This is a genomic window from Paenibacillus sp. FSL R7-0652 (assembly GCF_038595045.1).
In the GTDB taxonomy this organism is placed as follows: Bacteria; Bacillota; Bacilli; order Paenibacillales; family Paenibacillaceae; genus Paenibacillus.
Genome location: NZ_CP152001.1, coordinates 6,368,620 through 6,392,394, shown reverse-complemented (window position 1 = coordinate 6,392,394; position 23,775 = coordinate 6,368,620). Strand labels below are relative to the sequence as shown.

Here is a 23,775-nt window from a genome sequence, read left to right as displayed (position 1 = left end):
TGACCGTCCTTATATTTGGGGAAAACAGTAGATGATCATGCCTCACGTTCTAATTGTCAGCGATTTTGAATCAATCTCCTGTTAACGATCTCCAGAGAGGTTATCCAGCTGGATATGTCCTTTATTGTTAGGCCACCATTTTTTCGCTACAAAAGCTGTGACTTTCTCGTTTTGATAGATAATATCCTCTCGCTTGGTTCCCTGATTCGGCTGCTCGATTCCCCAAATACTGCAGAATGGACATTCATACCCTTCAGGTTGATGTGTAACAGGGGCTATCATATCTCAATCGAACTCCTTTCATATCTTGAATAAATAAGGTATGCTCACCTGTGCTGCAGCCGCAGTTAACCGAAAACCAGCCAAAGCTCAATTTATATTATATATCCATATTCGTGTTAGGTTGACAGGTTCCTGTTGTGTGGTCTACTTTCCCCATAAGAAAAACAAGCAAAGTCCGGCTCCAGTTTCACCTTGATTGTGAAGTCAGAGCCGGACTTTTTAAATTTGCGCAGGTCAGGGCAGGTTTGCCCTTGACTCAATCTGCATATTCAGTTACTTTGTCGAATCCGTAGTTCCTGTTGTGCTTGTCGAACCCGTTGTGTCTGTAGATGTACCGGATTGCGAACGATTTCTTCCACCGCCGAATCCGCCTTGTCCACCTCCATTGCCGCCGCCAAAACCACCCATTCCTGAGCGGGCTGTTGTCACGCCCGATTCATTCACCCAAGTTACATTGCTTGTGGACTGGAATGCAGCAAGTTGAGTTCCTCCGCTATAGGTACCGCCAGTATAGAGTCCATCTACTGCTTTGCCTGTCGATGTTCCGCCAGAGAAGATGACGTAAGATCCATCTTTTGCGAGATCAGGCGAGCTGACCACTACAGTTTGATAATCTTTTGCAGGTGCAAATGTCAGAATGTTATTGCTTTTGCTGTCTTGAACATGAACCAGCGTTCCAGCCTTTTTTGTCTCAGGGAAGGTCATCACAATTGTATTTTGCGTTGAAGCATCGGAAGAACCTTGCGCCATGCCAGAACTTCCCGCAGCCACCAGATATCCGCCGCTGATTACAAATGTGCCGTCATAATCCAGCGCACCGTTACCGTTATTCGTTGGTCCATTCACGATAACCGTTCCGCCCGTCATTGTGATGGAGCCATTGGCGTCCAGGCCGTCACCGCCAGCATTTACGGTTAGGGAGCCGCCGTTGATGTGAAGCTCGTTATTGCTGGATGATTCGCCTGCCATACCGCCAGGGCCACGGTTTTGCTGGCTTGCATCTGTTCCTTGTGTCGCCGTGCCGGTTGTTGAAGTGGATTCTGTTGTTCCAGTAGTTGCTTTGCTCGTTGTTGAGGCTTCGGCTGTTGTATTAGCCGTTTCTGTCTCACCGCCAGCGGCGTTCACACCGTCATCTGATGCCGTTACGTCTACATCCCCATCATTCAGGGTAATAATTGCCCCTTCGAGTCCTTCGTAACTCTTCGAAATGGTGATGGTCCCACCGTTAACGGTCAGCAACCGATCGGCATGAATGCCGTCATCTCCGGACTGTATTTTGAAGGTTCCGTTGTTTACTGTCACATTGCTGTTGCTGTGCAGGGAATCATCCATAGAGTCAATCGTGTATGTTCCGCCATTTACCCTGAGATCGGTTCCTGCTTTAAGTGCTTTGGCACTTATGGACGCTTCCTCTGCTTCAGTGCTGGATGCATTCGTACTCGTACCTGCATCTGCTTGTGTACCTGTGTTCGAGCCATTGCTATCTGTCATCGCTGGCATATCAGCAGGCGGTTCACCGTCTGGCGTTGTACCTATATCGGTCGGAGGCGTACCGCCATTCATTGCATCATCACCACCGAAGCCGCCACGGCTTCTGCCAAAGCCAATGCCTCCTCCGGGACCCTGCTCAACCTTGGCTGGTGCATTCGCACTGCCGCCGGCTGTCACGATGTTATACGTACCGCCATCGGTGACCAGTGCGGTTTCTGCCTGAATGCCGTCGCTGCCGCTCTGGATGTTGAAGGTACCGTCTGCGATTGCGACAAATCCTTTGCTGGCATCGGTATCATTGGTTGATTTAATACCGTCTCCTGCTGCCTCGACAGTAATGGTGCCTGCTTGAATGGCAACCATGTCTTTTCCTTTGATGCCGTCATCGGCAGCTTTGACGTTGATTGTACCGCTGATGATTTTTAGATCATCTTTGCTTGTGATTCCTTCATTATAGCTGCCTGTAATGGTCAATTGACCTGCACCGTTAAACGTAAGATCAGCTTTGCTAAAGATGGCCGCATCTGGCTCATCGGTGCTGCTGTCGGTATATACATATGTTTTACCGTCGGAAACGGCGTTTTTGGTTCCTTTTTCAAGCGTGATTACCGCTTTGCCCGCTTTTTGAATGTAGATTGCCGCACTGTCATGATCATGAATGGATGCGCCGTTCAATACGAGGTGTACCACACCCTTATCGGCGACATTGACCACGATTTGGCCGTTGGTTAGCTCACCGCTCAACACATAAGTGCCTGCTTCGGAGATCGTAACTGATCCGTTTGCTGCCTTTGCACCCGAACCGGTTACAGTTGCCATAGTCCCACTCAGCTTGATCATGGTCGAATCCGCTTCAGTCCAGCTGACATTCGTATCATCGGCATCGAGTGATACCAGATCGGCATACTTCACGGACGTAGACTCGCTGACGGATACGATTTTAGTAGTTCCTGTTGTGGAGACGGCTGCATTTGCTGTGCTGCTTGTCGTTGTCGGAGCACTGCATGCTGCGAGCAGACTGGTAATCATGGCGATGGACCACAGTTTGCTGCCTGTCATCATGTTTTTACGTTTCTGAGCATTTTTTTTCATCATATATATCGTTCCTCTCCAAATCAAAATGGGGTCTATCGAACAAGTGAGTAAACCAACGTTCCAAGTTTAATATTCTGTCGTTGGACTCATCGTCAACGAGATGTCCAGATTACCGTTCCGTGTACGAATCGCATCAAGAAATTGCTTCTGATTCACGCTCTCGTGAATCGTGACATTATAGACCAGTTCATAGAGGCTGCCGAGTTCGGTCGTTCTGATTTTTTTCAGATCAAATGGGACATTGAAATGATGGAATACTTCGTTCAGAGCTTCTTCATAGCTCAAATTCTCGGGAATGGTAACCTTGAGCGTCTTCTGCTGACTCTTTTTCCCGCCAAAGTTGAATCGGTTCAGTACAAACATCAGCACACACAGGATAACGGTGAACAGAATGGCGTAACCAAAGGCACCTACACCGCAGGCCAGACCGGCTGCCATCGTGAACAAAACGTAAGCAATGTCTTTCGGATCACCAGGTGCGCTGCGGAAACGGATGATGGAGAAGGCTCCCGCCAAGCTGAATGCTCGGGCAATGTTGCTGCCGATCAGCAGAATGATGATGGCAACGATCACGGGAAGCACAACCATAGTCAGCGTAAAACTCTGTGAATAGGTGGCCTGGTTGGTTTTCATATAGGTAAGGCTGATGATAAGTCCCAGGAGAATGGCAAGTCCGATCGTGATGACAGCACTGCTGAAACTCAAGGTTGAATCGTCTAGGGCGGAGCTGAAAAGGGCATCAAGCATAGAGTGCACGCTCTCTTTCTCTAATTAATTTCTCTTGTGAAGTAACCGGGGCCGCATCGTTAGGATTGAAATCGGTACCCGGCATAAGCTCACGTTCCGTCTGATAATTCAGATTGGTGGTTCTCACCAGATGTCTGTACTCATTGCCGTATTTGGAAAATCCGGTTCGGTACAGCCTGTGCTCCGACAGTAATTGGGACAGCCAGATCGGAACGGTTTTCTCGGCTTTGACTTCCATCAGCCACCGTCCGTCCTTCACCAGCGGTTCACCGTAATCTCCTTGTTCCAACTTCAGATCGTATCTACGGCTGCGAATGTTGGTGTCAAAGGTAATGCGAAGATCGCGGCTGTTCTTGTCAAACAATGCTTTTCGTTCGTAGGCCAGATACACTTTGGGCTCAAGGTCATAGAGCCGGAGAAAATATTTGATCTCTTCCAACACCTGCGGATTCATGTAGTCGGCCAGCTCGGGCGCTTGTCCCGAGCGAACAAAATCATAGGCTTCATCCAGCTTCAGCGCCGTTCTGCGTTTGTTGACGAGGCCGAACACTTTCTTTTTGATCTCCAGATACACTTTCGCATTCTCTTCAGGTACGCCGTAGGCTCGCAAGCGCAGCTTTTCCTTGTATTTCGGTTTGGATAGACTCGCTCGAATCAGTGAATCCTGCGGTGTATCGAAGTACAGATTGCTGATGGAGTAAAACTCATGTTTTTTGTTGTAGGCATCCAGTTCCATGTAGTGGAGCAGATCGTTGTAGAAATGCTGGTATTGCTCATCGGTCAGCAGGTACTTGCTCTCATATCGGTTGAATACTTCAATTGCCATGATGGTTCAGTCCTTTCGGGTATGGATAAGTTGGTGTATGTTTTGATGATGTTTGGTATGTTGTGTGCTGCTGTCATGTCTGTATCTTAGCGAAGCAACCTTGAATGAATCTTAAATCGTTTTACATGGCGTTAACATTTCTTTCCCTTCATCTATATAGTTGTTAAATGGAGGATTCACACACGGATTCCGACGACGGATTAATCTTCCTGATTGCTGCTGCTCTTAATGAGTTCCAATTAAGGTTGATTCAAGGTTTAGTTGATAGAATAAGAACATACCAACCATCGGGAGCAGAGGATGAATAGATCATGAGAATTTTGATAGCGGAAGATGAAGTTCATTTGGCAGAAGCCGTATCGCAGATTTTGAAAAAAAACAATTATTCCGTGGACATGGTCCACGACGGAAGATCAGGACTGGATTATGCGCAGAGCGGCATCTACGACCTGTTACTGCTGGACATTATGATGCCGGAAATGGATGGCATAACGGTGCTGCAAACGCTGCGCGGTGAAGGGAACCATACGCCAGTTATTCTGCTCACAGCAAAAGGGGAATTGTCGGACAAAGTATCCGGCCTCGATTATGGTGCGGATGATTATATTGCGAAGCCTTTTGCCGCGGAAGAACTGCTCGCCCGGATTAGAGCGGCCTTAAGACGTAAAGGGGAAGTGATCCCCGAGGATGGGTTGAAGTTTGGCGATATCGAGCTGAATACCACGCAGTTAAAGCTGAGTGCACAGGGCAAGGAGATCAAATTAAATCTAAAGGAGAACGAGCTGCTGGAACTGCTGATTACCCGCAAACAGGCGATCACCTCCAAAGAGCAGATTATTGAGAAGTTATGGGGATTCGACTCGGATGTGGAGTATAACAACGTGGAGGTCTATATTTCTTTTTTACGCAAAAAACTAATCTTCCTGAATTCGGCTGTTCGCATTAATACGATTCGGGGTGTAGGATACGTACTTGAGGTGACGAGCTGATGTTCAAGAAACTCCGCAATCGGTTCCTGATTGTCAATCTGGTGTCGATCTCGATTATGATGCTGGTGGCTTTTGTAACGATCTACACGATTACGTACCAGAATGTGCGACGCGAAACGGATATGGAGCTGTACAAGGTATCCGATTTCTACCACAGCCCGTTTGGTTTGGGTGCTCAGCAGTCACGAGGCGAAGGGAAGAGTGGAGGAGACGGGGCAGGAACGGGAACGAATTCGGGGTCGGGAGCAACAACGGGTGCAGGTTCTAATTCAAGTTCCAGTTCAGGTTCTGGCTCCGATGCTGACGTAGGAGCGAATTCAGGATCGGCGGCTGTACCCTCTTCTCCGGGTAAGGGCGGGGGCAGCAGCGGCATGAACGGTGGGAATTTTGGTGGATACCGAGGGCCGGGTGGAGATCCGAGTGCACCTCCAGCCCGGTCGGTTTCTTTTATGGTCCAAACCGATAACCGGTGGAAGATAACCGATACACATTCGCGGTTTGATATGGAGGAGTCTTTTTACACGCAAGCGCTGCAGAAAGTAGACCAAGAGAAAGCCGGCCAAGGTGACATTAATCGGTGGACTGGACAATTTGCACTGAATGGTACGGACTGGGCCTATGTGGTTGATCCTAGCGGGGATGGGCACATGATTGTATTCATGGATGTAACGGCGCAGCAGGGCATCCTGACCAATTTGATTTACACGTTCACGGTGGTGGGGCTGATTATGTTTGTGGTGATTTATTTCCTAAGTCGTTATTTTGCCAATCGCTCGATTGCGCCTGTGCGTGAAGCGTTTGAGAAACAGAAACAATTTATTGCCGATGCTTCTCATGAGCTGAAAACGCCGCTAGCGATCATTAATACGAATACCGATGTCCTGCTGGCGAATCAGGAGGACACGATTGAAAATCAGGCCAAATGGCTGCACTATATCAAGTCGGAAACCGAACGCATGTCTGGACTAACGAATGATCTGCTGTATCTGACTCAGATGGACGACTCACGTTCCACTCTCATGCATACCAAATTTAATATGAGTGATGCAGTAGAAAGTATTATTTTACCGATGGAAGCTGTGATTTTTGAAAAAAATATCGCCCTTGATTACAGCATTGATCCCAATCTGATGGTTCATGGGAATCCGGAGCAGATCAAACAAGTCATTTTAATCCTGCTCGATAACGCCGTGAAATATTCCGGGCCAAAGGGGGCCGTGAACATTACGCTCCAGAAGCAGAACCACGATATCATGCTGACCATCTCCAATACGGGGGAAGGGATCGCACCAGAGTATCTGGAACGGATCTTTGATCGCTTCTATCGCACGGATTCATCCAGAGCGCGTAAACACGGCGGGCATGGTCTGGGTCTGGCGATTGCCAAGTCTATTGTAGAGCAGCATAAGGGAGAGATTTACGCCAAAAGTGTCGTGGGCGAGGGGGCAGCGTTTTACGTACGGTTATCGTAAAAGAGCCAAGGGGGCTCTGTTAAGAAGGCTAAGTCTATGAGGATGTCCGGTGGGAGTATCGGCTAAGCTCATTTTCAGAGGCTTGGGCATAAGTTCTGCCTGCTGTGGGTTAACCTATGCTACAATGACAGCAAGATGGATAACCAAGGAGATGACTAACGTGGCAGACAACAATGCAGTTAATGAGCAGGAAATGATGGAATATATCTCAGGCAAAACCAGGGCAAGTAAAGCAAACATTGAACTTGTATTGAAGCATGAGCAGGCTTACATCAACAAGGCGCATGAGAATGCAAAAGGTAAAGATGTGGATATTGACGGAGACGATCTTGCCGATTACATTTTGAGCCGCAAAGACGTGAAGCTTGACGAACTGACGGTAGAAAGCATTCTGGATGCTGAAATGGATTACTTGATGGACAAGGGTCATGCAGGTTATGTGGATTAGGTAAAGTTTTGGGGTTAGGCAACGAACGTTTTGGATTAAGTAACGAACGATGGAGTAAACTAGAAATAATAGGTCTTTAACCGTGCACCAAAATTCTAACGATCACCAGCGACGCTATTTCGGTGTTTTTCGGATCTCTTTAAACCTAACGATCAGGAGAGACGTTATTTTCGGAGTAGAGGGTCATTTTTGATGAAAATAGGGTGTTTTTTACTGAAATAAGGTTCCTGGTGATCGTTAGATTAGGAAATGTGCTGAAATGGCCGAAATAAGGCCCGTGGTGATCGTTAGCGTATTGAGTCAGCTCCGGATGAGAGTGCAGCTGTTGCATATAAGAAAAAAGACCTCAACTTCACATAAGGGAATTCCTTATCGATATTGTTGAGGTCTTTTAGCTTTATGCATGTAACAGAAGCATGTTTCTGTTACTAATATGCTGTTTACCATTATAATTTTATTATATGCCTGTCCTTATGCTGGCACGGTCGGTAGTATCCTATTACTGACCCATCATGCCGCCGTCTACAGTGTAGAGGGACGCGGTCACGTAAGATGCATCTTCGGATAGCAGGAAGTTCATCACGGCTGCGACTTCTTCCGGTTCACCGTACCGGCCCATTGGAATGGCGGATACCGTAGCGGATTGGTAGTCTTCTACGTTGCCGGAGTTGGCTTCGATCTGACGCATCATACGAGTATTGATGGTGCCTGGCAGTACAGCATTTACCCGAATGTTGAACGGTGCCAGTTCATTGGCAGCGGTACGTGTGAGACCAACAACGGCATGTTTGGACATAATATATGGAGATACAGCCGGGGCACCCATCAGACCCGCAAGGGATGAGGTATTCAGGATTGCACCGGATTTTTGTTTTTTCATGACAGGAATGACGTTTTGCAGCCCGAGGAATACCCCGCGAATGTTGACGTTATATACTGTATCGAGTGCTTCTACAGTCAGGTCTTCAATCAGACCGGTTGGGCCTTCAATACCGGCATTATTTGCAAAGTAATCAATACGCCCAAACGCATCGAGCGCTTTTTGCACGTAATTTTTAACATCAGCTTCATCGGATACATTGGCTTTGACTGCAATGACATGTTCTTGATCAAGGTTCAATGCAGCAATCGTTTTTGCAATCGCTTCTTCATTCAAGTCAACGAGGACCAGATTGATTTTTCGTTCAGCCAAGCGGCGTGCAAGCTCCTTACCAATACCTCCGGCAGCACCTGTAATAACGGCAGTTTGTGTATAGGATGTACTCATGATTGAATCGTCTCCTTATTATATATAGTGGGCAGGTAATCTCTAGAAGGTGAAAACCTGTCGTTTTTTCTTCCTGTCTTAATGTTAAGATATACATAAACATGTGACAATAATCATTGACAGCGCAAATGTCAGCTATTGAACATAGATGTAAGCGCTGTTCATTTAGATTACAATAATGGACAAAGGAGGCGAAAGTGTTGATTAGTGAACACCCTCAGGATCGGAGAGCACGAAGAACGCAGGATGCGATCATCGCTGCGGCGGTGTCCCTAATATTGGAAAAGGGAGCGGATGCCCTGACCATCCGTGATATTACGGAACGGGCAGATTATAATCGGGGAACGTTTTATTTACATTTTCCCGGCAAACCAGAGCTGCTGCAGTTCCTGCTGGATGATTTTCTGCAGGGATTGGGACAGGCATATGCTGGACCTTATGCCAATCTTACCGAGGTGGACATGACGGGATTGCTGCCTTCAACGATGCCTGTTTTTGAATATATTGAGACACATCAGGATCAATTCCGGGCTTTGATGACGATGCATGGGGACATGGCCTTGAGAATCAATAATGTATTCCGTAATTACCTTACCCAAGACTTCATTTTGGTCATTGAAGATAGCGAGCAGGTCATTGATTATGACATTATGTTAAGTTATCTCGTATCTGCAACCGTGGGCGTTATTATGCACTGGGCGGAGTCCGGGTTCAAATATTCCGCACACTATATGGGGGAACAGCTGACAGCTCTGATCAACATCAAACCGACCCGTCTGCTGATTGAACCAGGGCAGAAGGGTCGAACGATGCATGAGCGTATGCTGTTTGATTGAATTTTTGGTGCTTCATTAACAATTGTATAGATACACTACATCTCATGCATGATGCGTAAATGCGTATGAAGCGCACTTTGTTCCAACGTCATAACCCGGCTCAACCTAACCCGTCATTGAAGCACTTGCAGCGCGCTGCATCTGGAGAAGCTGTTCCCGGATGAGCACAGACTCGCCAATTATAATTAGAGCTGGATTACAGATGCGATGCACGGCAGCTAGTGTCTGCAGCTCGGCAAGCGTGCCTGTAACGATTCGTTCTTCACTTGTCGTTCCGCGTTCAATCAATGCGGCTGGAGTATTTCCGGCTTTGCCATGACGAAATAATTCCTGCTGAATCAGCGGCAGCTGACTGATTCCCATATAGATCACAAGCGTATCTACGCTGTGTGCAAGCAGATCCCAGCGAACAGTAGATATACATCCATCACTGCCGGTTCCAGTCACGCAGGCAAAAGAAGAAGCGACCCCGCGATGCGTAAGCGGAATCAGGGATGAAGCAGACGCACCTACAGCCGAGGTGATACCTGGAATGATCTCATAGGGGGCACCGGACTCGGCAAGCACCAGAGCCTCTTCCCCGCCGCGGCCGAAGATGAACGGGTCGCCGCCCTTGAGGCGAACGACTCGCTTGCCTTCCGCCGCATGTGACGCAAGCATACGTCCAATCATCTCCTGACTCATGGAGTGAAGACCAGGAGCTTTGCCGCAGTAAATGCGAAGGGCATTAACCCGCACCTCAGCAAGTAATTCATCTGTGACAAGTCGATCGTACATAATAACATCAGCAGCCTGAATCCGTTTCAGGGCTTTAACTGTAATCAGTTCGGGGTCTCCGGGGCCAGCACCAATGATACTTACCATCCCCCGGCTCATGACCGTGTCTCCACTGGTCAGTGTTTGTGTCCGATTCATTTTGGTTTTGTGCTCACCAATGTCAACCATAGATTGCAGTACTTCTGCAGGTTTAACGAAATCCATCGTGCGCCCCTCCTTCTGTCAGGTCGACTATCTGGAGTTAGCCAATAATACCCATTAAGATTTAGGCCAGCATCCAAGACCATCGTCCAAGATTATCATCCGAGGTCCTCATCCAAAACCCACATCCGATAGTATTGTTTTGCTCCCCATTGCTCTGCTAACCTGCAATTGTAATATAGATATCTCCACTGGTTCCATCCACTTCGGTTTTATATGTGTTCAGGCACCCGTCGTCCGGTTCATGCACTCTGCCACTCCGCAGATCGATCTTCCAGTCATGCAGCGGGCAGTGAACGGCTGTGCCGCAGACCATGCCCTCCGATAGCTTGCCGCCTTTGTGTGGGCAGCGATTCTCCACGGCATGCAGACTGCCGTCACTCAGCTTGAAGACTGCAATTTCGGTATCCTCGACCAGAAAGGTTCGAGCCCCTTTTTCGTCAATATCGGCCAGATGCCCAATTCGTAATTTACTCATCGCTGATCCTCCTCTTCTAGTGAGCTACCGGTTCTGCACCGGACAGTGGGGTGAAGTTTTTACGCAATTTCTCATCTTCAATAATCTCTTTCCAAGGATCCACCGTGTGACCCAGTGTCACTTCCAGACGCTCAACCAGTGCGAGACGTACATCCCGTTCGGCCAGAGCCTGCTTCACGTGATCCAGACCTACCCGTTCAATCCATGCCGCTGTTCTCTCATTCCATCTCGCATTTTCTCTATAGTACTGCAGGTAAGCATACGTCCACTCTTCCACTTCAGCGTCCGTCTTCACCGTGCATAAAAGCTCGGCTGCACGAACTTTAACACCTCCGTTGCCGCCGACATGGAGCTCCCATGCTCCATCAATCGCGACGACACCCAGGTCCTTAATGGTTGCTTCCGCACAGTTCCGCGGGCATCCGGAGACCGCCAGTTTCACTTTGGCTGGAGCCACCATCTTGTCAAGCTTCTTCTCCAGACGAATGCCCATCTCAATCGAATCCTGTGTGCCGAAACGACAGAACGTATTACCTACACATGTTTTTACTGTGCGTAAAGCTTTGCCATAACCAAATCCAGAAGGCATGTCGAGCTCTTCCCAAATCTTCGGTAGGTTCTCCTTCTGCACGCCAAGCAGATCGAGCCGCTGACCGCCTGTAAACTTCACCATAGGCACGTCGTACTTCTCTGCAACTGTTGCGATCTTGATCAGTTCTGCCGGAGAGGTTACACCGCCATAGATGCGCGGAATAACGGAGTAGGTACCGTCCTTCTGGATGTTAGCGTGATAACGCTCATTGGTGAATTTGGACACCCGCTCATCCTCATACTCTGTCGGCCAGATCATGCCAAGGTAGTAGTTGAGGGAAGGGCGGCATTTGGAACAGCCCTCTGGCTCATCCCAGCCGAGCACATTCATGACTTCTTTGACCGTTTTCAGGCCCATCTCCTTGATTTGTGCTACAATCTCATCCCGATCATACGAAGTACACCCGCAGATGCCTTCTTTGGTCTGCTCGCCTACGTTATCTCCCGCATAATACGTCAGCAGTGACTCCACGATTGGTTTACATCCGCCGCAAGAAGCTGAAGCTTTTGTGCAGGATTTGACAGCACCGACCGTATTGCATCCTTTATTGAGAACGGCATCGCCGACAGCTGCTTTCGTTACACCGTTACAACCGCAGATAATCTCATCATCCGGCATGGCAGCCATGCGTTCTGCTGCAGACGGGCCGGAGCCGGAACCACCGGAAGGCATGCCGAGCAGAATTTCTTTTTCACGACCGCTGATATTTTCGCCGCTTTTAATCAAGGAGAACAGGGATGCGCCATCGGTCGTATCACCGAACAACACGGCACCGATGAGCTGACCGTCTTTGATCACCATTTTCTTGTACACACCGTCTACATCATCCTGGATGCGAATGCTGCGTGTATCTGGCGAGTCTTTGAACTGCCCGGCAGAGAATACATCGACTCCCGAAACCTTCAGCTTGGTTGAAGTGACTGATCCTGTGTATCCTTCCGTGGCTGCACCCGCAAGTCGTTTGGCAAGAACCATGCCTTGTTCATATAGCGGAGCTACGAGACCATAAGCGATGCCGCGATGTTCAGCACATTCCCCGACAGCCGAAATCCCCGGAATGCTGGTACGCATATAGTCATCCACGATGACCCCGCGGTTAACGTCGAGGCCGCTGTTTCGAGCGAGTTCAATCTGAGGACGGATACCGACGGCCATCACCACCAAATCTGCCTCAAGCACGGTTTGGTCGGTGAAACGAAGTGCTTTAACACGGCCTTTGCCTGTAATCTCTTCGGTATGTTTGTTCAAAAGGAACTTCATGCCCTGCTCCTCCAGCTCACGCTGAAGCATTAATCCTGCGGGCAGATCGAGATTTCGGTCCATCAGATGTCCGTTAATATGAATGACAGTCACGTCCATGCCCAGGTTCAGCAGTCCACGAGCGGCTTCCAGGCCGAGCAGTCCGCCGCCGATCACAGCCGCCTTACGATACTTTTGGGATGCTGCCATCATCGTTTCACAGTCTTGGATGTCACGGAACCCAATGACCCCTTCTTTGTTTGCACCTGGAAGAGGGAGAATGAATGCCTGCGAGCCTGTTGCCATAATCAGTTCGTCGTAGGATGCGTGAACGCCATTTTGAGATACAACTTCTCTGCGCACTGTGTCGATGTGCACCACAGGATCACCTGGATAGACATGAATACCGTTATCTTCATACCAGCTCCAGTCGTTAATCACAATATCCTCAATAGATGTTCCACCTGCCAGAACGGAAGACAGCATGATTCGGTTGTAGTTTGGATGCGGCTCTGCGCCAAAGACGGTAATCTCATAGGCATGCGGAGCAAGCTTCAGAATATGCTCCAAGGTACGGATTCCCGCCATACCATTGCCGACCAGCACCAGTTTTTTCGTTGTACTCATTGTAGTTAGCCCCCTCAGATCCATTTCTGTATACTGCTTAAAGCCCAGTCTCGCCTTGAAAAATCGAAAAAGCCTGTTATGCCTCGGAGGACTGCGTACACATACGCATCCCTTTGCTCCGAATTTGCAAAACAGGCTTCATTGCCGTTTCAACCAGCTACGCCGTTGTAACTGTGAGTGGTCCCTTAGTTATAGAGTTCTTATGGCTTAACTATAAAAGAATGAATTATTCATGTCAATATAGTTAACATAAAAAAGTATTTGAAATTTGAAGTTAATTATGTTTACATGAGTTTAAGAATATACAGAATCGGCGACGAGGAATTATTGTTTTTGAATATAAAAAATAAGAAAACAATCCGTTTTATGCTCCATAACGATATACAATGTAGGGAACATGCCATGATAGAACGAATTCACTCCGTTGTTTAATCCGCTTTAATCCCTTATGATCAGACCGATGAACGAGCTGCCCACATGATCTTCTCATGAATACTTCAGAACAGCCTGAATTTCGAAATTTAGATGTTTATTTCTTAATTTTTGTTAAGTAATATGACATTGTGTTGCTTTTATGTGGTAATGTATTAAAAGTAAATGGAGGGTTCTGTTCTGTATATCAATATAAGGAGGGATTGATCCATCATGCGATCCATATTGGTCATCCGTGTACAGCCAATTACAGTCGGCTCTTCCGAAGCAATCCCTCTGACACCAGAGAAGCTGCTCGGAGCGGTTGGCTACCACGTACAGGTCTCGGACAATGAGGATGAGGTCATGAAGCTGGCCCGTAAGGTTGATGCCTCTATTCTGCATCTGTCTCTTGCGGACGTGGCTCGATGGGTGAACTGCCTGGGAAAGGGAAAGTCAGATACTCCCCTCCTCTGGTGGTGCGCTCCGGATACAGCATCCTCCTCTGCCCATGACTGTGAGGTGGAGACCTCGTTCGACGGTATCGTTACACCGTCTATGTCCGGGCCGGAAATCCACTGGACACTGCACTTTGCCGCACGCCGTTATATGGAACGCAAGCAGTGGGAGCAGGAGCGCAAGCAGCTGCAGTCCAGACTGGAGGATCGCAAATGGATTGACATGGCGAAGGCTATTTTGTGTGATCTGAAGCAGATTTCAGAGGCGGAAGCGTATGATTTGTTACGTAAAAAAGCGATGGATGAACGCAAACGGATGGTTGATGTAGCTACAGCGATTGTGAAGGCTCATCAACTGCTCCAGTCATAATCGAAGGAGGATGCTCTATGGATATGTCTCAGATCCTCAGAGAGGTTGGACGTGGGAAACGAGGCTCGCGTGACCTGAGCTATGCAGAAGCGCTGATCGTTGCCGAAAATATATTGAAACAGCAGGTTTCTCCTGCCCAGACGGCCGCCTTCCTCATGGCTGAGCGAATGAAGATGGAGAACGTTGAGGAGATGGAGGCTTTTGTCCATGCCTGCCGGAATAGTGCGGAGCGTTTCGCCGTATTTCAGGATGGTTTGGATTGTGCAGGTCCTTATGACGGACGAACCAGGTCATTTATGGCTACATATCCCGCGGCATTTGTGCTGGCAGCGGCGGGATTGCCCGTCACGCTGCATGGCAGTGAACCTCTGCCGCCCAAGTGGGGAGTTACTTTGTCGGTTGTACTTAGGGAGGCGGGGATAGATACACGAAAGATGAACCGGGAGGATGCCCGAAGTGCAGCCCTTCACACGGGTGTGATGTATGTTTCCTCGGAAGAATGGTGTGAGCCGCTGCGAAGGCTTCGCCCTTTGAGGGAGGAGCTGGGTTTTCGAACCGTGCTGAATACTGCAGAGAAGTTGATGGATTACAATCACTCCTCCTATCTCGTGTTCGGCGTGTTTCACAATACGTTTCTGGACCGAATTGCAAAGCTGCTTACGCGTTTTGAATATAAGCGGGCATATGTTGTTCAGGGCATGGAAGGTTCAGAAGATTTGTACATTGATCGTCCTACGCGTGTATATGCTGTGGAGGATGGGGATACGAGGCTTGAACTGGTGGACCCTTCAACCTACGATCTGGATATGCCGGTGCCCGATATGAACTGGACGGCTGCCAATCAGATTGAAGTGGCGGAGAGTGTGCTGCGCGGAGATGGACATCTTACGTTTGTAAATCAGGTGCTGTTAAACGCAGGATTTCGCTTATACGCTGCGGGACGTGCCGCTTCCATAGAGCAGGGGATATACACTTGCAAGGGGTATTTGGAGAGTGGAGCAGCGTACCGTCTTTATCAGCAGTGGTGTGTCTCCATGGGTGGAGAGCTGCCGGATCGCAGTGCAGTATCCATCTATCCGGCATCATCTGGTTAATCATGCTGTTAACAGGCATTAACTCTCGTGACAACTTTTTTTCTGGATTTGCATCAACCCTCCGCAGGGAGGAAGAGGACACAGTGCAGCCCGCTGCTTTGGTGGCAGCTCCGTGTCCTGTGTACTTCAGGTCAACGTATATTTCTCCGGGATGTGCCTTGAATATCGGCTGAACTGCATCTTTTATCCCCTTTTTGCCCCTGCTGCGTCACTTTCCTATGCTGTGTCCCGGCACGTGTTTGCAGTCAACTTCTTAGCTTGGAACGTAAATTCGGCATAATTGGCTTCCTGCAGTTTCTTCAGACACAGCCTGGTTATTCTTCTTTATTGTTATTCCCAAGGGTAAGTCACGGTTAGGAAGTCGGCGAATTTTTTGCTCTCTTCCCGCCGTTGTTTCCGCATGGCTGCCCGGTCAGGTGCAGTCTCGTACAGTTTCATCTCTTCTTCCGTCTCCGGAATGATTCGGGGAACGATCAGTTTACGATTGTTCTCATCCAGGGCCACGAAGGTCAGAAAAGCCGTTGCCGCAATTTTTTTCTCCCCTGTCAGCAAATCCTCACGAATCACTTTCACGAAAATTTCCATGGAACTGCGTCCTGTCCACGTGGCGAATGATTCCAGTGTTACCGAATCGGTTGGATTAATCGGATATAGAAAATCGACAGAGTCCGTTGAAGCTGTAACGGTATTAACCCGGCACAGTTTGGATGCAGCGATAGAAGCAATATCATCAATGTAGGACATCAGTTTGCCGCCGAACAGGGTGTTATGGTTATTAACATCTGTCGGAAAAACCCGTGCCGTTTTGAAGCACCGCGTTTCTCGTACATATTTTTTCTCCACTTGTTCTATCTCTGTAGGTTTTGTTGTCTCGTTCATGCTCGTTCCTCCTTGTAATATGGCAGCGATGACGTATCCTTCTAATACGGTACTACTGATCAGGCCTTTTGCCAGATGCGAAGGTATTCTATCTAGTATAGGTGTCGGTCAGATTCATATTCAAATGCTGTGCTTGAAGGTCCGAAGATATGAAAAAACATAATATGAAAAAAACTGCCAGGCGCGGACCGGCGCGCAGGCAGTGGATCATACATCTGTATATTAAGCCTTAGGTCTGAAGATGCCGGACGGTTTGCCGATGGGCAGGAATGTATAACCGAAGTGAGCATTCAGAACGGAAGCACCTGTACCGTACAGGGACACAATACCGATTCCCATCTCAGCATAAGCAGCAATCGTATGGAAGATATGCGGTGCTACGCCGAAAGCGTCAAAGGTCAGACCAAGGAACAGGAAATCAATCAGAATGAAAATGATGAGCAGTACTTTGTTGGCTTCTACAGCACCAATTGTCATGAACAGGGTGAAGACCAGATATCCGGCAAAAGCAAATCCAAGCTGTTTGCCATCGGTTTGTTCAGCGAGAGTAGAGCCGAATACGCCCATTTTAATCATCCAGTTCGCACCCATGGCAAACCAGAAAAAGGCGTATGCCCCAAATGCGGTTGTACCAAATGTATTGTTGCGTTTGGAATCCTGAATACATGCGAACAGCTGGGCAAACGCACCCAGAAAGATCGCCCACGGAATAGCATAGCTAAGTCCATCGGTAATACCAAGCTTTTGGGATGAAGCAACCAGGGTGACTATCGCCAACCCAAATAATCCCATCGCGCTGGGATCGGCGTTTATGATTTTGACTTTAGTTTGTGACTCGGTTTGCATGGTGTTGATAAGCCTCCAATAATATTATATCTGGATGATGAGCCTGTGTAGGCCCTCCTCGAACTTCATGTTGGGTATCCGCCGGACCCGGACACACATATCGACCTATTGTAACCGAATGCCCCGGTTATGGAAAGGGATTTTATTACCTGAAACACTGGAAAGACAGCTGCTTAGGTGACGGTGACTTGAACAGGGCCGCGATTATATCGGGTTTGTGGTGAAAAAAGACGGATAATTACATGTTATTCCCAGAGAATTAACGTTAGTATCGAGTGGAAATCAAATCTGCAGTTCGGAATTCACCTGCTGTATGCAGCAGGATGAGCTGCGGCCGGAAGGGAGGGTCTCAAGGCGGGACGGAGCGAAGATACGGTCAGCGTTGGATCTTGGAATAATGTTTGCGAATCAGTAATATGCAAGCGCTTACTTAACCGAGATTCAACAGGGGAATTTGCATGTATTCCATTGATGAAGAAGCGAAAGGATGGGTGTTGATGATTGCGAAACAAACGAGGCAGCTCGGCTTGATTTTGCTTATATCCGTGTTTACGATGTCCAGTTTGGGATGGGGCTCTTTCTTTGGTACAGGAGCAGTGAGTGCAGCGGAACGGGATTATTCTGCTTCGGGTGCGGCTGTTTATCGATATGATTTTGGTTCAGGTGCAGCTGCGGATGGTTATACCGGTGTGGATGCTGACACGGTGTACACCGCAGAACGGGGATATGGCTTTGCGGATATTTCCAAAGTTGCTGCGCAGGATCGGGGGACCAGTGATCCGATCAAATCTGATTTTGTAACGTTTGCTGCCGGCGGGCAGTTCAACGTGGATTTGCCGAACGGGGATTATACGGTCTCGCTTATTGCCGGGGATGCTGGTGGCGCTACGGAGATTGCGATGGATGCCGAAAGCATGAACAAGGTGCAGCTGAACAGCAAGGCTGCAGGTGAGTATTTGGAGATGAGCTTTGATATGGCGCTGGTGGATGGGCAGATGAATCTCGTTTTCTCCGGTGCGGCAGCGAACCTGAACGCACTGGTCATTACGAAGCAGGCCGAGCGCGAGCCCGGAAGCAAACCTGTCCTGTATCTGGCAGGGGATTCTACAATGCAGACTTACAACTCGTACTGGGAGCCGCAAGCGGGCTGGGGGCAGATGCTGGCTTCCTTTTTTAACGACAGCGTGGAGATCAAAAATCATTCGATTGGTGGACGCAGCTCCAAGTCGTTCCTTTTTCAAGGACGATTGGATGAAATTCTGAGAGTGATCCGACCGGGAGACTATCTGTTTGTGCAGTTCGGACATAATGATGCCACAATCAGTGTCCCTGACCGTTACGCGTCGCCAGCCGATTACAAAATCTATCTGAAAACTTACATAGACGGTGTACGGCAGCGGGGAGCCACACCGATTCTGGTGACACCGATGGGACGCAGGGATTTTAATGCAAGCACAGGCAAATTCAATGTTTCGTTCCCTGAATATGTGCAGGCAGCCAAAGAGGTCGCATCCGAAAACAATGTGCTGCTGATCGATCTGAGCAGACTGAGCATCGAATATTATGATTCGATTGGGCCGGAAGCTTCGCTGTCGGTGTTCCTGCATGTTGCACCGGGTATTTATCAGGCATTCCCTAACGGAGCAGCCGATAATACACATTTTCAGGAGTATGGTGCCATTCAGATCGCTAGAATGGTTGCGGGTGCGGTGCGCGAGCTCGATATTCCACTGGCGGATGCCGTGAAAGATGCTGAAGTGCCTGCTGAAGTTCCAGTGAAACCAAGCGGTCTGAAAGCTGGCAGTATCAGCAATGCTGGTGCTGTATTGAAGTGGACGGCAGATGATGCGGCAGATATTTACAAAATCTATCGCAAGCTGTCTTCCGAGCCAGAATCTGCGTATACGCTTGCCGGAACAGCAGCGGTTCCGACCATGACATTATCTGGCCTTACCGAAGGTGAAACCTATACGGTGCGTGTCACAGCCGTGAATGGTCGAGGCGAATCGGAGCCTTCGGACGAGGTGAGTTTCACAACGAAGTCGGCTGCATATCGATACGATTTTGGCCCCGTTGGCGCTCCAGTCGCGGAAGGGTATAACGAAGTGACTCGGAATACCTTATATACGCCGGAGCGTGGTTACGGCCTTACTTCTTCGGCCAATATGGCGGATCGGGATCGTGGTAACGCCACGGATGCGCTGCGTCGTGATTTCGTCATCTATTTTGGCGGGAATTATGAGTTTAAGGTAGATATACCGAATGGCAGCTATTCGGTTAAAGCCTACATTGGGGACTGGATCGGCTCTGCTCGAACCAATATCAATATCGAGGGCAAGGACTATGGGACCGTGTCTTCCGGTGCCCAGAATATCGCAGAAAAAGTGATCAACGATGTCCAGGTTCAGGATGGTCAGATGAATCTGGTGTTCAGCGGACAGACCGCACATCTGAACGGTCTGGAGATCACCCCGACCTTCATGGCACCGTCCGGGCTTCAACTGGATGAGCTTGATCTGAACAGCGATCCAATCCGTGCAGTATTGTCGTGGGAGGCAGCCACTGGAGATTCACAGTATAGAGTCTATCGGCAACCAGCTGGAGCAGTTAAACCGGAGTTGCTTGCAGCGGTTGATGACCCAACCTACACGGACAACGAGATTGAACTCGGCATGGATTATGTGTACACGGTTACGGCTGTGGATCAAACAGGAACGGAATCTCTTGCATCCAATGCACTGAACGTGTCTACGATCGATCCAAGTGTGACGAAGGCAGAAGTACCTTCCGGGCTTACGCTCCAAGAAGTTCATAAAAATGAGGCTTCCTTTACATGGGATGAAGCTGCGGGTGCGCGTTTTTATCAGATTTATCGCTCCAAACACCAGGATGGAGCTTATGAGATGATAGGTCGTACCAAAGAGACTGCGTATAAGGATACGACCATTCTCAGCACAGTTTCTTACTACTATAAAGTAGCATCAGTGAACGCAGGCGGTGTGTCCGAACTGTCCAGTGTGCTTGAAACTCCGGCAGCAGTAACGCTGAATCGGGCAATGGAATATTTGGATCGTGCACCGGTTGCGGTGGAAACGGAGCGAGGCATCTACATTGGCTGGCGCATGCTGGGCCTGGATGCGGATTCAATCGCTTTCAATCTGTATCGTGATGGTGTGAAGCTTAACGAAGAGCCGCTGACGGGCAGTACAAACTATACGGATGCTGAAGGTACGGACAGTTCGAAATACCGTGTTACGACGGTAGAAAATGGAGTAGAGAAGCCGGCGGCGAAAGAGTTCGGTGTATGGCAGGAGCAGTACCTGTCTGTGCCGCTGCAGAAACCTGCCGATGCGTATACCAAAGACGGGCAGCCGTATTCCTATTACGCAGGGGATGCCAGTGTCGGGGATGTCGACGGGGACGGCGAGTACGAAATTGTACTGATGTGGTCGCCCAATAACGGCAAGGATAATTCTCAGGCCGGAATTACCGGCATCGTATACATGGATGCTTACAAGCTGGACGGAACCCGTCTCTGGCGAATTAATATGGGGCCGAATATCCGGGCAGGGGCACATTACTCACCGTTCCTGGTCTATGATTTTGATGGAGATGGCCGAGCTGAGCTGATGATGAAGACTGCAGATGGAACCGTTGATGGACAAGGGAAGGTGATCGGGGATGCGAGTGCAGATCATCGTAACAGCTCCGGATATGTACTGCTGGGTGACGAATTTCTAACCGTATTTGATGGAGAAACCGGGGCGGCACTGGATACCGTGAAATATGATCCGCCGCGCGGAGATGTCGCTGCATGGGGGGATGGGTACGGAAACCGGGTAGACCGCTTCCTCGCAGCTGTAGCCTATCTGGACGGGGAGCATCCGAGTGCGATGTTCAGCCGTGGATACTACACACGTACTGTGCTTGCATCCTATAATTTCCGGGATGGCAGGATCAGTCAGGTGTGGCGTTTTGACTCGAACGATGAGGGTTACGGCGCCTATGCAGGTCAGGGAAATCACAACCTGTCCGTAGGTGATGTAGACGGCGATGGCAAAGATGAAATTACATTCGGAGCGATGGCGATTGATGATGACGGCAAGCCGCTCTACAACACAAGACTGGGACATGGAGATGCCATGCATCTGAGCGATCTTGATCCAACCCGTCCGGGGATGGAGGTATTCGGGGTACATGAGGATCGAAGCTCGAAATACGGCATGGAGATGAGAGATGCAGCCACAGGTGAAGTGCTGTGGGGAGTGTTTACAGGTATAGATACAGGGCGCGGCATGGCGGCTGATATCGATCCAAACTACCCGGGAGCTGAAGTATGGGCTGCCACAATTACGAACGAACAGCATATTCCGATTACCGGACTATATAGTGCCAAGGGAGAACTGATCACAACCAAGATTCCTTCCTCGACCAACTTCGGGATCTGGTGGGATGGCGACCTGCTGCGCGAACTGCAGGACGGTATTCGAATCGATAAGTGGGACTACGAGAACCAAACTACGGTGAACCTGCTGACAGCAGCGGGTGCGGCTTCCAACAATGGCACCAAAGCCAATCCAAGCCTGCAGGCCGATTTATTTGGCGACTGGCGTGAGGAAGTCATTTGGCGCAGTCAAGACAGCTCTGAGCTGCGGATCTATACCACGACTGATGAGACCGATGTGCGGCTTCGCACGTTGATGCATGATCCTGTCTATCGTCTTGGTGTGGCCTGGCAGAATGTGGCCTACAACCAGCCGCCGCATACCAGCTTTTATCTCGGTGCAGACATGGAACAGCCGAAGGCACCAAATATTCATTACGTTGGCGGTCCACAAGAGCCGGAGGATACGACTCCTCCAGTCATCACGGACATGCCTGCCGAAAAGATGAGTGAGAATGATGTACTTCAAGTAAAGGTGAAGGCCGAAGACCCTGAATCAGGGATCACGAGTCTGGAGCTGACCTGGGATGGTGAGGCGGTGCAGCAGGGTGACGAGATTGCACTGACCGGACTGGCGGGCAAACATACATTCACAGCTCGTGCTGTGAACGGCGCAGGACTGGTTAGTGAGGCCTCCGTTGATGTGACTGTAACGGCTGGTGATCAGGTATCCGGTGCACCCGGAACACCCGTGCTGTCAGACGACAACGGCCATGGGAACGGTCTTAGCGATGGGAATTATACGATTACGATGAACATGTGGTGGGGTAATAATGGTACAGAGTATAAACTGTATGAGAACGGAGAGCTGCTGGATAGGCAGAAGCTATCTGCATCTACTCCCTCTGCTCAGACGGCATCCACTTCCATTCAAGGGCGGGCCAATGGGACGTACGTGTATACATGTGAGCTGACGAATGCCAAAGGTAAGACGGAATGTCAGCCGCTGACGGTAACCGTGCGTGATGCTGCACCGGCGAAGCCTGAACTGTCCAATGACAATTGGGATGGGGACGGCACCTACACGATCACAATAAATATGTGGTGGGGCACCAATGCAGCATCGTATCGCTTGTACGAAAATGGTACAGAGATTGACAGCCAGCCGCTAACAGCATCCACTCCGCATGCGCAGACAGTCACGGTGGAGATCAAGGATCGTGCCATCGGAGAGTATGAATATGTTGTGGAATGGATCAATGCAAGTGGAACGACTGTGAGTGAGAAGATGCAGGTGAAAGTCATGAAATAACACCGATTATCCCATCTGTAACATCTAATGTGTAAATTCGGTCAGCATGATATGTGGGTCATGCTCATCAAGCATAAAATAAGAGGAAACAGAGAGCACCTCCCCATTCTCAGAAGGACACCAGTCAGGTGTTCGAGATTGGAGGGGTGCTTTTGGGTGTACTTTTATAAAATACACAATTACGACACAAACCTTTTTATAGCGATATGGAGTGAGAGCGAGGTTTCGTACGGATTCGTCTTAAAGTGACAATGCGGCGTTACATCTGGTATTTTCACCCAATCTCTATTAGAATGGAAGTAGCCCTTTCAAAATATGGAGAAGCATACAAAACATCCATGTCTCCTATGCCATATGTTAATCCAACTATAGATTGACAGGAAACACTACAATGGAACACAAATTAAGGAGGTATCAGGGGCCATGGTTATGAGTTTGGAATTGAAGACTAAAATAGAAAAAGCCAGGCATAACCTTCATAAATTAGTAGAGCATAATAAGGGAAGGCTTGGGCATCCTGAAGTCATTCGGCAGTCGATGGCGCTGGACGAATTAATTAATGAGTATAATCGAATATCCCGAAGTCAGACGCGAACGTGAAGCGAATTAATCGGGAGTGGAACTATATACAGCAAGGCATCATCAGATGAACCT

Annotated in this window: 18 protein-coding genes; 8 read left to right on the top strand and 10 right to left on the bottom strand. The window is 49.0% G+C overall.

Features of this window, described 5'->3' with window-relative positions; all coding sequences use genetic code 11:
- Positions 1 to 81: 81 nt before the first annotated feature.
- The 4 genes from MKY97_RS27850 to MKY97_RS27835 all read right to left on the bottom strand — a co-directional run bounded on the left by MKY97_RS27850 (position 82) and on the right by MKY97_RS27835 (position 4,441).
- Positions 82 to 282, bottom strand: coding sequence for a hypothetical protein (locus tag MKY97_RS27850; RefSeq protein WP_342553374.1), 201 nt, complete (start codon positions 280 to 282; stop codon positions 82 to 84).
- A 273-nt stretch (positions 283 to 555) separates the two neighbouring features.
- Positions 556 to 2,868, bottom strand: a complete 2,313-nt coding sequence (locus MKY97_RS27845; protein ID WP_342553373.1) for a carbohydrate-binding domain-containing protein — start codon at positions 2,866 to 2,868, stop codon at positions 556 to 558.
- Between the two features lie 66 nt (positions 2,869 to 2,934).
- The gene (locus MKY97_RS27840; protein ID WP_342553372.1) at positions 2,935 to 3,615 is read right to left on the bottom strand and encodes a DUF4956 domain-containing protein; all 681 of its coding nucleotides are present in this window, start codon (positions 3,613 to 3,615) and stop codon (positions 2,935 to 2,937) included.
- Positions 3,608 to 4,441, bottom strand: coding sequence for a polyphosphate polymerase domain-containing protein (locus tag MKY97_RS27835; RefSeq protein WP_342553371.1), 834 nt, complete (start codon positions 4,439 to 4,441; stop codon positions 3,608 to 3,610). Before MKY97_RS27835 ends, MKY97_RS27840 begins: the two co-directional genes overlap by 8 nt.
- A 311-nt stretch (positions 4,442 to 4,752) precedes the next feature.
- On the opposite strand from MKY97_RS27835, the gene MKY97_RS27830 reads away from it, so the two are divergent.
- The 3 genes from MKY97_RS27830 (at position 4,753) to MKY97_RS27820 (ending at position 7,350) form a co-directional block, all read left to right on the top strand.
- On the top strand, positions 4,753 to 5,430 hold the full coding sequence (locus MKY97_RS27830) for a response regulator transcription factor (protein WP_342553370.1): 678 nt from the start codon (positions 4,753 to 4,755) through the stop codon (positions 5,428 to 5,430).
- Positions 5,430 to 6,902 (top strand): HAMP domain-containing sensor histidine kinase, encoded by a 1,473-nt coding sequence (locus MKY97_RS27825; RefSeq protein ID WP_342553369.1) that lies wholly within the window; start codon positions 5,430 to 5,432, stop codon positions 6,900 to 6,902. Before MKY97_RS27830 ends, MKY97_RS27825 begins: the two co-directional genes overlap by 1 nt.
- 151 nt (positions 6,903 to 7,053) lie before the next feature.
- Positions 7,054 to 7,350 carry a hypothetical protein gene (locus tag MKY97_RS27820; protein ID WP_342553368.1) on the top strand — a complete coding sequence of 99 codons (297 nt, stop codon included), beginning with the start codon at positions 7,054 to 7,056 and terminating at the stop codon, positions 7,348 to 7,350.
- A gap of 499 nt (positions 7,351 to 7,849) precedes the next feature.
- Here the strand turns inward: MKY97_RS27820 and MKY97_RS27815 are convergent, their stop codons facing one another.
- Positions 7,850 to 8,617 carry an SDR family oxidoreductase gene (locus MKY97_RS27815; protein ID WP_342553367.1) on the bottom strand — a complete coding sequence of 256 codons (768 nt, stop codon included), beginning with the start codon at positions 8,615 to 8,617 and terminating at the stop codon, positions 7,850 to 7,852.
- A 200-nt stretch (positions 8,618 to 8,817) separates the two neighbouring features.
- Between MKY97_RS27815 and MKY97_RS27810 the strand changes: the two genes are divergently transcribed.
- Positions 8,818 to 9,453, top strand: coding sequence for a TetR/AcrR family transcriptional regulator (locus MKY97_RS27810; protein ID WP_342553366.1), 636 nt, complete (start codon positions 8,818 to 8,820; stop codon positions 9,451 to 9,453).
- Positions 9,454 to 9,558: 105 nt separating this feature from the next.
- On the opposite strand, the gene cobA is transcribed toward MKY97_RS27810, so the two are convergent.
- The 3 genes from cobA to nirB form a co-directional block, all read right to left on the bottom strand.
- Positions 9,559 to 10,434, bottom strand: coding sequence for a uroporphyrinogen-III C-methyltransferase (gene cobA, locus MKY97_RS27805; RefSeq protein WP_342553365.1), 876 nt, complete (start codon positions 10,432 to 10,434; stop codon positions 9,559 to 9,561).
- Between the two features lie 157 nt (positions 10,435 to 10,591).
- On the bottom strand, positions 10,592 to 10,909 hold the full coding sequence (nirD, locus tag MKY97_RS27800; RefSeq protein WP_342553364.1) for a nitrite reductase small subunit NirD: 318 nt from the start codon (positions 10,907 to 10,909) through the stop codon (positions 10,592 to 10,594).
- Between the two features lie 16 nt (positions 10,910 to 10,925).
- Positions 10,926 to 13,367: a nitrite reductase large subunit NirB gene (gene nirB, locus MKY97_RS27795; protein ID WP_342553363.1), complete on the bottom strand. Its 2,442-nt coding sequence runs from the start codon at positions 13,365 to 13,367 to the stop codon at positions 10,926 to 10,928.
- Between the two features lie 645 nt (positions 13,368 to 14,012).
- On the opposite strand from nirB, the gene MKY97_RS27790 reads away from it, so the two are divergent.
- Both MKY97_RS27790 and MKY97_RS27785 read left to right on the top strand, forming a co-directional pair.
- A complete protein-coding gene (locus tag MKY97_RS27790) occupies positions 14,013 to 14,606 on the top strand; it encodes an ANTAR domain-containing protein (protein ID WP_342553362.1) in 594 nt (197 codons plus the stop codon).
- A gap of 17 nt (positions 14,607 to 14,623) precedes the next feature.
- Entirely contained in the window at positions 14,624 to 15,700 is a 1,077-nt protein-coding gene (locus MKY97_RS27785) for an anthranilate phosphoribosyltransferase (RefSeq protein WP_342553361.1), read from the top strand.
- 330 nt (positions 15,701 to 16,030) lie between these two features.
- Here the strand turns inward: MKY97_RS27785 and MKY97_RS27780 are convergent, their stop codons facing one another.
- Together MKY97_RS27780 and MKY97_RS27775 are read right to left on the bottom strand one after the other, a co-directional pair.
- Positions 16,031 to 16,543, bottom strand: a complete 513-nt coding sequence (locus MKY97_RS27780) for an acyl-CoA thioesterase (RefSeq protein ID WP_342556475.1) — start codon at positions 16,541 to 16,543, stop codon at positions 16,031 to 16,033.
- Positions 16,544 to 16,801: 258 nt separating this feature from the next.
- Positions 16,802 to 17,425 carry an acetate uptake transporter gene (locus tag MKY97_RS27775; protein ID WP_342553360.1) on the bottom strand — a complete coding sequence of 208 codons (624 nt, stop codon included), beginning with the start codon at positions 17,423 to 17,425 and terminating at the stop codon, positions 16,802 to 16,804.
- A 458-nt stretch (positions 17,426 to 17,883) separates the two neighbouring features.
- On the opposite strand from MKY97_RS27775, the gene MKY97_RS27770 reads away from it, so the two are divergent.
- Both MKY97_RS27770 and MKY97_RS27765 read left to right on the top strand, forming a co-directional pair.
- On the top strand, positions 17,884 to 23,121 hold the full coding sequence (locus tag MKY97_RS27770) for a fibronectin type III domain-containing protein (RefSeq protein ID WP_342553359.1): 5,238 nt from the start codon (positions 17,884 to 17,886) through the stop codon (positions 23,119 to 23,121).
- Positions 23,122 to 23,544: 423 nt separating this feature from the next.
- A complete protein-coding gene (locus MKY97_RS27765) occupies positions 23,545 to 23,721 on the top strand; it encodes an aspartyl-phosphate phosphatase Spo0E family protein (protein ID WP_342553358.1) in 177 nt (58 codons plus the stop codon).
- The last annotated feature ends 54 nt before the right edge of the window (positions 23,722 to 23,775 follow it).